Genomic DNA, 14,029 nt, shown 5'->3' with positions numbered 1-14,029 from the left:
CCAATGAAAAATCCCTCAGATGCACCACACTTAATTTCCATTTTTGGGAACAATGCCTAATTTACATGACTTTGAGCCTTAACTGAACCGTATTGACACAAATATGGCAATCAAAAATATTACTTACCAACGGGTAATAAACCTGGGGAATTATGAATCCAAGCGTCTAGAACTGTCTGCTGAAGTTTTGGAGGGAGACGATTCAAACGAGGAAACCTCCCGCTTGATGGAGATGGTAGAGCGAAAAATTAGGGAAGATGTTTCCACAAAAATTGAGGAGGAAATCAGACAACTTAGAATGTGTTTGCGTGAACTTCAAAAGGAATATGAAACCGTTAAATCATCATTAGAAAAATCACAAACTGAGGAGGAGCCTAACCCGGACGATATCCCTTTTGATCCTCAACAGCCTCAGTTAGAGGATGTAAACAAATATTTTTAAATTTTGCCTGATGAGCCGGAATGACTCCCCGGCGAAACGCGATCGCGCCATTGTCAGAATCAAAGAGTTAGTGCTGAGACTTGCTCACCTCAACCGAGTACAATCCCCGATCATGAATCGGGCGCGGCAAGATTTGGGTTGGGAATTACTGACACCGTTCGCCAACATGCAAAACGCATTTGTGACCTCCAACGCGAGGAACACGCCATCGAGGCAGAGTTGCGAGAATTGCTTGCTGATTCTCGGTTTGACCATTACCGCACAGTTTTTAAACGGTTTGGCTTTGGCGATCGCCTCTCGGCGGTGATTATCTCTCAGATTTACCCCATTGAAGGATTCCTGGGTGCAGATGGTAAACCAGAAGTAAAGATACGCTAGGGGCGAAACTCCAAAAAACCGACTAAACGCCACCTTTCATTGAGAAGATTCCAAAAAGCTTTGGGCGCTGCTCCATCACTTGAAGCATCCGGCGATAGCCGCAAAAGCAAAGTAGTAGGCGGGTCAGACTTATGTCGTAAATCTCTCTGGCAGTGGGTGTTTACTAGAATTGAGCCGCGATCGTCGCGCCTCAAAAATGAAATTGGTAAAATCTTGGGGGAACAGTTAGATATTGAAAAAGCAGCCGGTCGCCCGGTAAAGTTAGTTAGAAATCGCGTTGCAGCCAAAGGAGCAAAGTTGTTATTCAGAGAACTAGTAAAAGTCCACTACTCACCTAAAATTTTAGAGTGAAATCAAACCGCAAGCGTCCCAACCGGAAAAAGTCAGTTGCGATGGCGTAACCGCCTGCTGGAAGCGATCGCAAGTTAATTAACTGAACAGCGATCGCTGACTTTTCTCTTAGCTCGACTTTATCCATTTTTTTCGCCACTGACTCTGGCTCACTATCGCTAAAACCTTTGTGAGACAGAAGTTTTAGTTTTTTAACTTCATCGATAATCTGTGACGTGGAAAAAGTATTTGCCAAAAAGCCAGGGTTTTGGCCGGATAAAGAAAACCGAGTTCTTAATTTTGGATAAAGTCGAGCTAAACGCGATGATCCATGTCCAAAATCTCTAAACTGCTTAATTCAATCCTTGATTCTCAGCGAAAAAATCTTGACTCAAAATTCAATCTATCAAAATAGTGAATTGGTCTAATCACTTATGACGCAAAAACCTCTATCTAAGGAAGGATATGGCTAATAAACTAAATGAAGTAGAAATAGGATACTAAATCAGATGAAAATTGCATTCTATGAAACTGAATTATTTCACAAAACAGGTTTCCACAGTAAAACGCTGGATGGCTACAACACTGTTTTGTATGTTAGCGATCGCTTTTGTTTGGCAAGGTGCGTTTTTCTCAAACACCTCAGCAATGGCTGATCCTGCTGGAACCTTGATTGCATCGGCCGATGCAGGCGATGAAGTTAAAGACAAAACCAGTAAAGATGCTGGACGAGCCAAAAATTTCATCGATGATACAAAAGATAAAGTTAAGGAAGCTGCAAAGAGCAATGCCAGTAAGGTTGATCAAGCAACAGACAATGGTAGTTTTGTTGAGCGCAAAGCAAAGAAAGATGCGGCTACAATTCAGAAAAGAGCAGACGAAGATGCATCTCGGACTAAAGAAGCAGTAGACAACACAAAGAATGTTGTTGAACGTGCTGTTGAGAATATCAAAGATGCTTTCGGTAAATAGACAATAGATATAGCAATCTTATTTGATTTCGTTCAAATCAAAAGGCTAAGATTTCCGACTTCTTAAAGAAGTCGGAAATCTTGTTGTTCACAAATAATTCAGGAAAGTCTAAATTTATTTCACAAATTAATTTATACACTCTGTGCTGTGATAGCTATCGTCATTTTATTTGCTAGTTATGCAAGAAGTAAGACAAAATTTTATAATTAATTTAGGAAGATTATTTTACTAAACAAATACTGAATTAAGTAAAATTAGTTAAGTAATTTTATATACATACTTTTTACTCAGATGAACTGGCGATAACTTCGTTAAGCTTCGCTAACGCTGATAAAATTAGCTGCTGTTACCGAAGAAGAGAAGAAATAATTGTTAAACATTTAGCAGCAATTATGCTGACTATAAAGTTATAAATGAGATATTTAGCTTTCTTTTGTACTAAATTGAAAAGACAAAAATGAATAATATAGTTAAGGAATTTCCGCAGACTGCTCTGAAAACACTTGGTTTTTTATACAAAATAAAGTTCTTTATAAGTAGCATTACTAATTGACAAATGTGCTATAGATTTAGCTGATTGCAACCTTATTTTGACGAATTGTTAATGGGTAACAAATTTTTCACGATTATCAATTACGAAGTTATACTTTCCACTACAACTTAGTAACAATATAAGAGTCTGATTATGTGGATAGCCCGACCGTGGGAAAATCAAAATACCGAAAACCTGAATTTAGAGAGGAAAACCCTATAATATGCATCTGAGCGAAATCACCCATCCTAACCAGTTGCACGGTTTATCTGTTCGCCAACTGCAACAGATTGCCCGTCAGATTCGAGATAAGCATCTCCAAACCGTAGCAGTTAATGGTGGACACTTGGGGCCAGGGTTGGGTGTTGTAGAATTAACACTAGGACTTTACCAGACACTGGACTTAGATCGGGATAAAGTCATTTGGGATGTAGGACATCAGGCTTATCCCCACAAACTGCTTACAGGACGCTACGATCGCTTCCATACCCTTAGACAAAAAGACGGAGTTGCGGGTTATCTCAAACGCTGTGAAAACAAGTTTGACCACTTTGGGGCTGGACATGCTTCTACAAGTATTTCAGCTGCATTGGGCATGGCTTTAGCGCGAGACTTGAAAGGAGAAAAATTTAAAGCCGTTGCTGTTATTGGCGATGGGGCGCTGACTGGGGGTATGGCTTTAGAAGCCATCAACCACGCTGGACACTTGCCGAAAACTAACCTGTTGGTTGTTCTCAACGACAACGACATGTCTATATCTCCCAACGTCGGCGCGATTCCCCGCTATCTGAATAAAATGCGCCTCAGCCAACCGGTGCAATTTATTAAAGATAATCTTGAGGAACAGTTTAAGCAAATTCCCTTTGTTGGCGAATCCCTGTCTCCCGAACTCGGACGCATCAAAGAAGGTATGAAACGCTTGGCTGTTCCCAAGGTAGGTGCAGTTTTTGAAGAACTCGGCTTTACCTATATTGGACCAGTGGATGGGCATAATCTAGAAGAATTGATTGCCACTTTCCAACAGGCACATCAGATACCAGGCCCAGTTTTGGTACATGTAGCAACAGTCAAGGGCAAAGGCTATGAAATTGCCGAACTAGATCAAGTTGGCTACCACGCCCAAAGCCCCTTCAGCGTAGCAACTGGCAAAGCCATTCCTTCTAGTAAACCCAAACCTCCGGCTTATGCCAAAGTCTTTTCTCACACTCTGGTGAAACTTGCTGAACAAAACCCGAAAATCATCGGGATTACTGCGGCGATGGCAACGGGGACAGGCTTAGATAAACTTCAAGCAAAACTGCCCAATCAATATATTGATGTCGGCATTGCTGAACAACACGCTATTACTCTAGCTGCGGGACTTGCAACTCAGGGTATGCGCCCCGTTGCCGCCATTTATTCTACCTTCCTGCAACGCGCTTACGACCAGATAATTCACGATGTCTGCATCCAAAACCTGCCAGTATTTTTCTGCTTGGATAGGGCAGGAATTGTCGGTTCCGATGGCCCCACCCACCAAGGTATGTATGATATTGCCTATCTGCGTTGCATTCCTAACATGGTAATGATGGCACCCAAAGACGAAGCAGAATTGCAACGCATGGTAGTAACTGGCGTTAACCATACCAGCGGCCCGATCGCTATGCGCTACCCTCGTGGCAATGGCTACGGCGTCCCCTTGATGGAGGAAGGTTGGGAACCTTTGGAAATCGGCAAAGGCGAGATTTTGCGTACAGGCGACGATGTGTTAATCGTCGCTTATGGCACAATGGTCTATCCAGGAATGCAAGCCGCGGAAATTCTCAGCGAACACGGCATTGAAGCAACTGTAATTAATGCGCGTTTTGTTAAGCCTTTGGATACCGAGTTGATTTTGCCTTTGGCTAAAAAAATCGGTCGCGTCATCACCTTAGAGGAAGGTTGTATCATAGGTGGCTTTGGTAGTGCGATCGCTGAAGCTTTACTAGATGCAGATATTCTCGTTCCTGTCAAGCGGTTCGGTGTACCAGATGTATTAGTAGATCATGCTGAACCTAATGAATCTAAAACAGAATTAGGTTTAACTAGCCATCAAATAGCAGAGAGAGTGTTGCAAGCTTTCTTTCAACAGCAACTATCTGCTGTTGTTTAGTTAATTCTTTGTAGAATGAATCGCCCACACTTGTGACTCAGGTGTGGGTGATTTACTTGTGAAAAGTCAGACAGTTGGTTCCTGGTATTTAACTCCTCGTTTTTCGTGACGGTTATCAGCAACGATATGATAAACAATGCTGCGTAACCGATTGATTGCACCAACCGGACGATGTACTGCTAAACCATTCGCAGGAGAAAAACTGAGATTTTCCCCAAAGTCACTTTCTTTAGGAGAATTAACCTTTTGATGCTTAACTGTTAGGCGACCAACTGTAAAGAAGGGTGATTCCTCTTCGTTCCAAACAATGGTGGTATCATCAATGGACATTTCTGGGCTAGTTTGAAATTGGATTTGAAAGTCCCAATGATATTCAGCATCGGGCTTTGCTAAAGCTTGAATGATATCCTCTCGGTAGTAATTGTCCTCTGAACCTGAGGCTTTGGCACGCCGAAGCTCACTTTCTGGTCTAGACTCTAAAGGAAGTTGTTGATGAGGTGGTTGATTGGAAATTGGAGTAAATCCATATTTAATCACAACCGGATATTCCACAGGAATTCGCCCTGGTTGAGATGAATCGAAATCAGATTTGAGTCCCAAAGAATATGCTGAAGCACTCCAATAGCGTTCTGTGAGCAAACTCTTGGGAAACCGTTTGAAACTGTTTTTTAGAAGTGTAGCTTCGTAGGGATGCGACTTTAGCCATAAAAGCACCAACAGCTTAAAAAGCGGAAATAGCCCTGCTCGATAAACCGTCAAGAAAAAGCTGTGGAAGTCTTTGATGGTTCTAACAAAAAAGAATTCGGTATTGTGGGTAATAATATCTTGGGTTTTTAACTCATGACTTTGCGGTAGTCGTTCTCCTTCTACCCCTACCACTTTTACAGACATCGAGCGCGTATCTCCTTCATAATCATTCTTTACAGAAAACGCACCATTTGCAAATCGTAGCCAAACCGGATATTGTTTCGGTTTTGCAAATAAACCATGTTTTAGGGAAATGGCTTGAAGTTGAGCTTCAGTTAATGAGGTGCGTTTGCTCAATTCCTGCTTAATTGCTGCTTCATCAAAGTCAAAGATTTCTAGAGTTCCTTGTACAGCAGCGTTAGTTTTAGAGTGGGTATCTCTCTTTGCAGTTTTTCTCTTCTCACCTCCGTAAAGATTTTCCATGTTCTTTTTGACTAGCTCACTCATAAGAGCGCAATATTTTGCTTCGTCTTTTTCTGGATATTCGGTAAATAGTTTCATTTTTTTAAAGGGAGGATTAATTAGAAAATACTTTATGTGTCTTTAACAAGTAGGGTGTGTTTTATCATTCGTCACACACCCACATTCATTAGGTAATCAAACTGGCTGCCAATCTTGGCGATAAAAAGAAATTCTATAGTTTTTACCTTGAGGAATATTACGATGCACCACTTGGGAGAGGGTTTTTGTATTCTGAATTTCCTCCCAACCTACTGGTGAAAAAGTTTCTGGATTGAAGATATTTTCCGCTAGTAGAGGATTGGTAAATGCTTGAGAAAAGGCATCAATTCCTATTAGTCGTCCGACTAAGGGTGGTAAAGCTGAATTTTGTCGTAAGTCTTCTGCGTAGAGTCCGACGTACAGCTCAATGTTATCTACATGACCGTACAATCGTTGCAGTTCTTTTTGGACTTTTTCATTGCTACTAATCTGATCGAAGTCGGTCACGCGGGGATAGCTGCATAAATCACGGTAGTCGTTATAGCTTCTTAATTTTGCCTCACGACCCATGCGAATACTAGCTATTTCGGTGGGAATGAGAAATTCAGGTGTGTTGAATAAACTCAGTTGTGCTGCGGGTTGGGAACAACTTTCTTCAAAGATGGCTCCTAATCCCTTGTTGATAATCATGTCGTTGTTCCACATCGAAGCAGGCATGGGAAGCTTTTGTCCGTTATACATTAAAGTATCGGGTAGCATACTATGCCAACGATAAACTAAACTAAATTCCACCGACATCCAATTATGGCGATACCACTTTTCATTAGTGAACGCGGGGGGATCGGTGAAAAATTGAAAGTGATAGGGAGTTATGTGGTTGATGTAATCTTCTAAAACAATCTTGAGAAATTCAGCCATGACAATATTTCTTGCCGTTTGAAAAAGGCGTTCATCGTCCCAAGTTGGATAATTTTTTGTCAAGAGTTCGCACACGCGATTATGTTCCCTTAAGGAAAGAACATTCAGCATGACATAGCCTATTTGCACGTTTGCTCGTTCTACTTCCAACCCCATCGCAAACAACTTCTGTTTCTTTTCTGGAGGAAACGTTTCTGCTTTTGGGGTGTCGCCGGTGTAAAGATGGGGCAACCCTCTAAATTCTTCTTTGGGTTTTCCATCTTCGTCATAATAAAAGAGAGGATATTCTTCCCCATTAATAATTTGGCTTTTTAGCTTACCGCCTTTATACGATCGCAGCAAATGTGTAATCTTTGGATTTAAACCATAGACATTGCACATATCGATGTGGTGGTTAGAACTATTCCTGCGTGGATCGTGGCGGTCGGTTCTAAGAAAGCTATCTGTAAACCATTGAACAAAATAGGGGAAAATTAGAGAGGATTTAGGGGAGTATTTCGTTTCCTCAGTTTTGCGATACAAAATCTCCAAATCTTGAATCGGCGGCAGATTTTTCTCAAACTTTTCCGCAGGCGTTAAATTAATACCGATATAGTTTTTATTGGTCAAGGGTTTCCAATCTAGCGGTGGTAGTTGAAGTCCCGAATATGTTCGATCAATCAACGAATCCCAGGATGTATAGGGAGACATTGTACTAAACGGATATGGACGAGTCGGAATTTTTAAGATGGCATTGTTAGTGAGAGTTTTGTTTACTTTTTTAGCAAGACCTGGGTTGCTTTGAATAAAGTTCCAAATTGGTTTAAAGCCAGTTAAAATAGCAGTCTCAAGTTTGTTTCTAAATCCATCTCTTGATGTGTCTCTTTTTGCGGTCATAATTTCTCCTTTAGAATTGCTTGTTGACTTAATCGCTTGCTTATGTTTGAAAAGAACGCTAATTACTGCTGATGGTTTTGGCAAGACAAAAACATCAGTAGTAGGGCTAAGGCAGTAGGCACTTCTTGAAACAACATTATTTAAAAAATTAATTCAGTTTATCGATAATCTTTTGTAGATTCTTGGGTCGATAGTCCTTGCGACTTTTCAACCGATTGATCGTGCTTTCATGAATATCTTCAATGACATCCCCCACCTCACGAAACTTGATTCCAGCCAATTTAAAGAATCCAACATCGTTCTTAAAGTCACATTCATAATTGGGGTTAATGCCTGTCGGAATCACACTTGGATCTAAGTCAAGCCCCAATCCCAGGACACCGACGGAATCAATCATCCACTGTAAGGCAGCATCTGATAACCCGCTGTATTCTTCGGTTCCACCGCCAACGCAACCATGCCCACCAGGAAACCACTTTTGAATTACCCGCTGGTTTTCAGCCTCAGGATGCTTTTTCATCGGAGTTACATCAAAGACTTCGCGGATTTCGTCGATCGCCACAGCGTGCAATGCATTCTCAATACATTTGTTTAAAGTAGTATCATGGAATCTGTACCGCTTATTTAGCTGCTCGTTCAACTTGCTGAATGCGGGCATCCCAGGAATGCCAAGGGCACCAACGGTGTCAAAACAACCGATCAAGGTGATAGGAACGCGCTCCCCGTAGTCTTTACGGTATTCGACTGCTGTCTTATCCTTGGGTTTAATACCTCGGTCACGGTAAAGGTCGTAAGCTTCATGTGCTTTGGTGACATGGGGGCGATCTAGAAGACCGGAACAATAGATCATCCCTGCTAGACTTCTAACTGTGTAAGCACCGCGACTGAAGCCGAACAGATAGATTTCATCACCAGTAACATAATTGAGACTAAGAAATCGGTAGCAATCTTCTATATTTTTATCGATTCCTAGTCCGGTAGCTCCTCCTAAAATCTTTTGACTCTCGGTTCCAATGCCCGCGTCATAAAATATGATTTGTGTAACCCCGTCACTGGCAATCGGTTTCACGGATTGAGCTAACTTAACCACATTGCTTGGGTAAGGACTTATTAATTGTTGCCAGGTTCCATCACAGCACATAACAAGACGTTTCATAGTTCTATTTCAAAGGCTTTGAGTCATTAAATAAACGATGTTTTTGGTTTTATAACACTTTTTACTAACTAAGTAAAATAAAATTTTATGACAGCGATCGCAGCGTTAAGTTAAGATAAATTAAGGCGATCGCACTAGCAGCAGCATCGCTCAAAGCCTGGGCTTCATCCTTCATCCAAGGACTAGTATCAATAACGATAACTAAATCACCAGTAAATATAAAGCTTGCCTGCTTAGTCATGCTTTTTTTATTTTGGTTGAAACTAAAGAATTTTACACTTGAAAAAGATAATAATTTTCAATATCATCAAAAAATTAAAACCTAGTTTAAGATAAGATTTTACTTATTTTAGTGTTTTAAAAACAAGAACATAAATGTCATATATTTAACCTTTAATTAAAATTTCTAAAGATAAACACATATGTTTTTGTTTTTGTCAATAAAAAAATGTCATAAATAGCCCTTTCAAGGTAAGTAAAATTTTTAGTTAAGGAATTTCTCTTTAATCTTTTTACTATTAGGACTTACGCAAAAGCAACGTATTTTCGTCATTGCGAGCGGAGCGAAGCAACCCCAGTATTGACGAGATTGCTTCCCTACACTGACTTACGCAGCAATGACTAACCATTGCTGCGTAAGTCATGACTATATATCATACGTATATTATTAGTTAAATAAATTACTTATAGCGGTTCCCATTCAGATGCAGTACAACGTTACATCACGAGGTGTAGGGGCACGGCAATGCCGTGCCCCTACGGGTGTACCTCACGTAAACGATAATTGCTATAACAAGAATAATTAAGTAGAAATACTCTAATTAATTAAATTTGGTTTTTAAAATAAAATTATCAGTATGCATTAAAGTAAAAAATGTTGCTTATCTACTAACAACCTATTGCTATGACACCTTCCACAAATCAGGTTTATCCCGTTATTTGGCACAATGACTCAGTGTCACTAATTGATCAAACGCGCTTACCCAACGAATATACATTTGTGGAAATTCACCGCAGTGAAGATATGGCGCGGGCGATTAAAACCATGATTGTCCGAGGTGCGCCTGCAATTGGTGTGGCTGCGGCATACGGAATGTATCTTGGTGCAAGGGAAATTGAAACAAGCGATCGCCACGAATTTCTGCAACACTTAGATAAAGTAGCCCAGTTGTTGCGTTCTACTCGTCCAACGGCAGTAAATTTATTTTGGGCAATCAGCCGGATGCTGAAAGCCGCCTATGAAACGCTGGGAACGGTAGAAGAGATCAAGCAAACCCTTTTGCAAACAGCCCTAGCAATTAACGCTGAAGATTTGCAAACCTGTCAAGTGATCGGTGACAATGGTTTGGCAGTTTTACCCTCTACCCCAGAAAAACTAAGGTTACTTACTCACTGCAACGCTGGAGCATTAGCTACTGCTGGTTATGGCACTGCTTTGGGTGTTGTGCGTTCCGCTTGGAGGGAAGGACGTTTAGAACGTTTATTTGCCGACGAAACCCGTCCCCGTTTGCAAGGCGCAAAACTCACCACTTGGGAATGTGTGCAAGAAGGGATTCCAGTTACATTAATTACTGATAATATGGCAGCCCATTGCATGAAACAAGGTTTGATTCATGCTGTAGTTGTGGGTGCCGATCGCATTGCTGCTAATGGCGACACTGCTAATAAAATTGGTACATATAGTGTAGCGATCGCTGCTATTGCCCATAATATCCCCTTCTTTGTAGCTGCACCCCTTTCTACCGTTGATTTTGAATTAGCCGATGGTAGCAAAATTCCCATTGAAGAACGCGAACCAACAGAAATCTATCAAGTTGGCGATACCATTCTCACTGCTGCGGGTGTAGATTTTTACAACCCAGCTTTTGATGTGACTCCAGCTGAGTTGATTACAGCCATCATTACAGAAAATGGAGCGATCGCACCTCATCAATTAGCAAAATCACAGGTAAAGCAATTACCAATTGGGTTAAATCCGAATTAATGGAGAACTTGCGCCGAGTTCTCGATAACTCTAAATCTGAATAACGGAAACTTTATAGGGGATTGCCCCAAAAAAATCCCCGACTTTTCTAAAAAGCCGGGGACTTTATTTTTTTACTACTTATTCAATTAAAATCTGACGGCTCAAAATTTATCAGTAATTTTTTAAAAAATTTTATTTAAACTTCATGTTTTGACTAAATTCAATAAGCAAAATCCGCAATTACTTACTCAAAAGAAGCTTTGACTTTGTGATTTTGGTGTTTTCCACAAGTAAAAGAAGCTTTGACTTTGTGATTTTGGTGTTTTCCACAAGTAAAAGAAGCTTTGACTTACTCAAAAGAAGCTTTTGCTTTCTGATTTTGGTGTTTTCCGCAAGTAAAAGAAGCTTTTGCTTTCTCAAAAGAAGCTTTGACTTTCTGATTTTGGTGTTTTCCGCAAGTAAAATGCCATTTCGCTTTTTAAAATCGTTGATTTATCAGAAGATGTCTGAGAAGTATTAAATAATTTGTTGATCCCCCCTAACCCCCTTAAAAAAGCTAGGGTTGTATACACAAGTCAAATTACCCCCCTTAATCCCCCCTTTACAAGGGGGGAAATAAGAAATAAATCCAGTTCCCTCCCCTTTATAAGGGGAGGGTTAGGGTGGGGTAATTCAACTTAATCCTAATAGAATCAACCAAAATGCTGAATAATTGCGTCGGCAAATTCAGAACATTTTAATGGTTCAACTGGCGGTTCTAGTAACCGAGCTAAATCGTAAGTGACTTCACTACTCGCGATCGCATCGCTTAAACCTTTCTTAACTAGGTCTGCGGCTTCTTGCCAACCCATAAATTCCAGCATCATTACACCAGACAAAATCACTGAACCAGGATTAATCCGATCTAAGCCTGCGTGTTTGGGTGCGGTGCCGTGGGTGGCTTCAAATATGGCACTAGCATCACCAATATTTGCCCCTGGCCCCATTCCCAATCCCCCAACAATGGCGGCGGCGGCATCAGACAAGTAATCGCCGTTTAAGTTCATTGTCGCCAAAATCGAATACTCATCCGGTCTAGTTTGGATTTGTTGAAAAATGCTGTCAGCAATCCGGTCATTCACCAAAACTTTATCTTTCCATTTGCCCTCGCCGTGGGTTGCCCAAATTGTGTTAAGAACAGTTTCAACTTCCTTGACAACTTGCGCTTTCTTATCTGGAGTGAGAGCATCAAACCCAGGCTCAATTTGGCGGGCGTTTTCTTCCAAGGAAATATTGAGGTTATTTTCCTTGTTACTCAAAATCCAAGATTCTTGTTCAGTGACAGTCTCTTGGCGAAATTCACTGGTTGCTAATTCATAACCCCAATCGCGGAAAGCCCCTTCGGTGTACTTCATAATGTTGCCTTTATGCACCAAAGTCACTTGTTGCTTGTGTTTGGGCAATAGCAAGGCGTGTTTAATGGCACGTCTGACTAAACGCTGGGAACCAGTTTTGCTGATGGGTTTGATGCCAATACCAGAATCAAGAGGAATTCGTTTTTTCCCATGTTCTGGAGTGGCGGGGATCAGTTCTTCGTTGATAATTTTAATTAAGCGATCGCCGATTTCGCTACCTTGTCGCCACTCAATGCCTAAATAAATATCTTCCGTATTCTCCCGATAAACAATTACATCCAGTTTTTCGGGATTTTTGTGGGGTGAGGGCGTACCTGCATAGTAACGGCAAGGACGCACACAGGCATACAAGTCAAAAATTTGCCGCAACGCTACATTTAAAGAACGAATTCCCCCCCCAATGGGAGTAGTCAAAGGCCCTTTAATAGCTACACCATATTCTTCAATTGCTGTTAGAGTGTCTTGAGGTAAATACTGATATGTGCCGTATAAATCGCAGGCTTCATCCCCAGCGTAAACCTTGAACCAACTAATTTGACGCTGATCCTTATATGCTTTGGCTACCGCAGCATCTAGCACTTTTTGGGTAGCAGGCCAGATATCTATACCTGTACCATCGCCCCGAATAAAAGGGATAATTGGATTGTCAGGTACGATCGGTTCACCATTTTTGAAGGTGATTTTTGCTCCGGTTGCGGGGGGGGTAATCTTGTCGTACATAGTTCACACACTCCTAATCGATACGCTGCTAGTTAAAAAACCCTATGTGGCAGGCTTGTATATTTTGCTGTGTCTTTTGTTTACCAAGCCATAAGGCGCAGATTTTCCCCCTATTCCCCTTGTACATTATTTGGGGATTAAGTGTGGAATTTCAGTGAAGCGATCGCAATTTTGTACGATCAAAAATAGTAAACTACTTTTCGCTATCAGTACTTCGCCTTAAAGAAGCCTAATAGCTTACCACTCTTTCACTGACCGCTAAAACGAGAATGGCATGACAGACCCAATGATTTTATCAGGCCCTGCTAATGACATCGATTCCCTGCGACGACCATTAATCACTGGGTCTGAAAAAGTCCAACAACAGATAATCCCACAGTTAGCTGAGTTGGGTAATGAGGGATTAGACGTGTTGATGGAATTTTTACTGAAACGACGTGAGAACCCAGCGACTTGGGTTGATGGCAAGGCTTACCAAGTCCTTTATAACTCTGATGCACCTCAAGTTAAAGAATTTTTGCGCTCCTGTTTTCCTGAGGGAATTGTACCTCTAAAATCAGAGTGCGGCATTAATTATAATTCTTTGCAACAACAACTGGCAGTTCAAGACTTCCAAGCTGCTGATCGCGTGACTATAGAGAAAATGTGTGAACTATCAGGGCCAACGGCTGTACAACGAAAATGGTTGTATTTTAGTGAGGTAGAAAATTCCCCGGCTATTGACTTGCAAACTATTAACAACCTCTGGTTAGTCCACTCCGAAGGTAAATTTGGCTTTTCAGTGCAGCGAGAAATCTGGTTGAGTTTAGGTAAAAATTGGGAGAATTTCTGGCCTAAAATCGGCTGGAAAGAAGGTAACAACTGGACACGATACCCCAACAGCTTTACCTGGAATTTGAGTGCGCCTAGAGGTCACTTACCCCTTTCTAATCAACTACGGGGGGTACGAGTCTTTGCCTCTTTACTTTCTCACCCAGCTTGGTCGAAGAATCCAGAAAAATAATTTTGAGCCTATGTACAAAGGGT

General features: G+C 41.2%; 11 protein-coding genes and 1 pseudogene. 6 read left to right on the top strand and 6 right to left on the bottom strand.

Features of this window, described 5'->3' with window-relative positions:
* The first annotated feature begins 103 nt into the window (after positions 1-103).
* A complete protein-coding gene (locus tag V7K35_RS13630) occupies positions 104-442 on the top strand; it encodes a hypothetical protein (RefSeq protein ID WP_335079762.1) in 339 nt (112 codons plus the stop codon).
* Positions 443-479: 37 nt separating this feature from the next.
* Positions 480-1,171: pseudogene (locus V7K35_RS29710) on the top strand (IS110 family transposase); the annotation flags it as partial.
* On the opposite strand, the gene V7K35_RS13615 reads toward V7K35_RS29710, so the two are convergent.
* A complete protein-coding gene (locus tag V7K35_RS13615; RefSeq protein WP_335079757.1) occupies positions 1,155-1,406 on the bottom strand; it encodes a hypothetical protein in 252 nt (83 codons plus the stop codon). The pseudogene V7K35_RS29710 and the gene V7K35_RS13615 overlap by 17 nt on opposite strands.
* A 269-nt stretch (positions 1,407-1,675) precedes the next feature.
* Here V7K35_RS13615 and V7K35_RS13610 point away from each other — a divergent pair, with 269 nt between their 5' ends.
* A complete protein-coding gene (locus V7K35_RS13610; protein ID WP_335079755.1) occupies positions 1,676-2,122 on the top strand; it encodes a hypothetical protein in 447 nt (148 codons plus the stop codon).
* A 755-nt stretch (positions 2,123-2,877) separates the two neighbouring features.
* On the top strand, positions 2,878-4,785 hold the full coding sequence (gene dxs / locus V7K35_RS13605; RefSeq protein ID WP_335079752.1) for a 1-deoxy-D-xylulose-5-phosphate synthase: 1,908 nt from the start codon (positions 2,878-2,880) through the stop codon (positions 4,783-4,785).
* A 66-nt stretch (positions 4,786-4,851) separates the two neighbouring features.
* Here dxs and V7K35_RS13600 read toward each other — a convergent pair whose 3' ends face one another.
* From V7K35_RS13600 to V7K35_RS13585, 4 genes are all read right to left on the bottom strand, one after another.
* Positions 4,852-6,033, bottom strand: coding sequence for a catalase (locus tag V7K35_RS13600; RefSeq protein ID WP_335079750.1), 1,182 nt, complete (start codon positions 6,031-6,033; stop codon positions 4,852-4,854).
* A 96-nt stretch (positions 6,034-6,129) separates the two neighbouring features.
* Positions 6,130-7,767, bottom strand: coding sequence for a peroxidase family protein (locus V7K35_RS13595; protein ID WP_335079748.1), 1,638 nt, complete (start codon positions 7,765-7,767; stop codon positions 6,130-6,132).
* A gap of 148 nt (positions 7,768-7,915) precedes the next feature.
* Positions 7,916-8,923, bottom strand: a complete 1,008-nt coding sequence (locus tag V7K35_RS13590; protein ID WP_335079746.1) for a DUF2235 domain-containing protein — start codon at positions 8,921-8,923, stop codon at positions 7,916-7,918.
* An 85-nt stretch (positions 8,924-9,008) separates the two neighbouring features.
* The gene (locus V7K35_RS13585) at positions 9,009-9,164 is read right to left on the bottom strand and encodes a hypothetical protein (protein ID WP_335079744.1); all 156 of its coding nucleotides are present in this window, start codon (positions 9,162-9,164) and stop codon (positions 9,009-9,011) included.
* Positions 9,165-9,827: 663 nt separating this feature from the next.
* Between V7K35_RS13585 and mtnA the strand changes: the two genes are divergently transcribed.
* Positions 9,828-10,907 (top strand): S-methyl-5-thioribose-1-phosphate isomerase, encoded by a 1,080-nt coding sequence (gene mtnA / locus V7K35_RS13580; protein WP_335079741.1) that lies wholly within the window; start codon positions 9,828-9,830, stop codon positions 10,905-10,907.
* Positions 10,908-11,581: 674 nt separating this feature from the next.
* Here the strand turns inward: mtnA and V7K35_RS13575 are convergent.
* Positions 11,582-13,003 carry an NADP-dependent isocitrate dehydrogenase gene (locus V7K35_RS13575; protein WP_335079739.1) on the bottom strand — a complete coding sequence of 474 codons (1,422 nt, stop codon included), beginning with the start codon at positions 13,001-13,003 and terminating at the stop codon, positions 11,582-11,584.
* A gap of 274 nt (positions 13,004-13,277) precedes the next feature.
* Here V7K35_RS13575 and V7K35_RS13570 point away from each other — a divergent pair, with 274 nt between their 5' ends.
* A complete protein-coding gene (locus tag V7K35_RS13570; RefSeq protein WP_335079737.1) occupies positions 13,278-14,006 on the top strand; it encodes a GUN4 domain-containing protein in 729 nt (242 codons plus the stop codon).
* The last annotated feature ends 23 nt before the right edge of the window (positions 14,007-14,029 follow it).

Origin of the sequence: Nostoc sp., assembly GCF_036917275.1 — a bacterium.
Taxonomy (GTDB): domain Bacteria; phylum Cyanobacteriota; class Cyanobacteriia; order Cyanobacteriales; family Nostocaceae; genus Nostoc.
The sequence above is the reverse complement of the archived record's forward strand: the minus strand, read 5'-3'. Positions and strand labels throughout refer to the sequence as shown.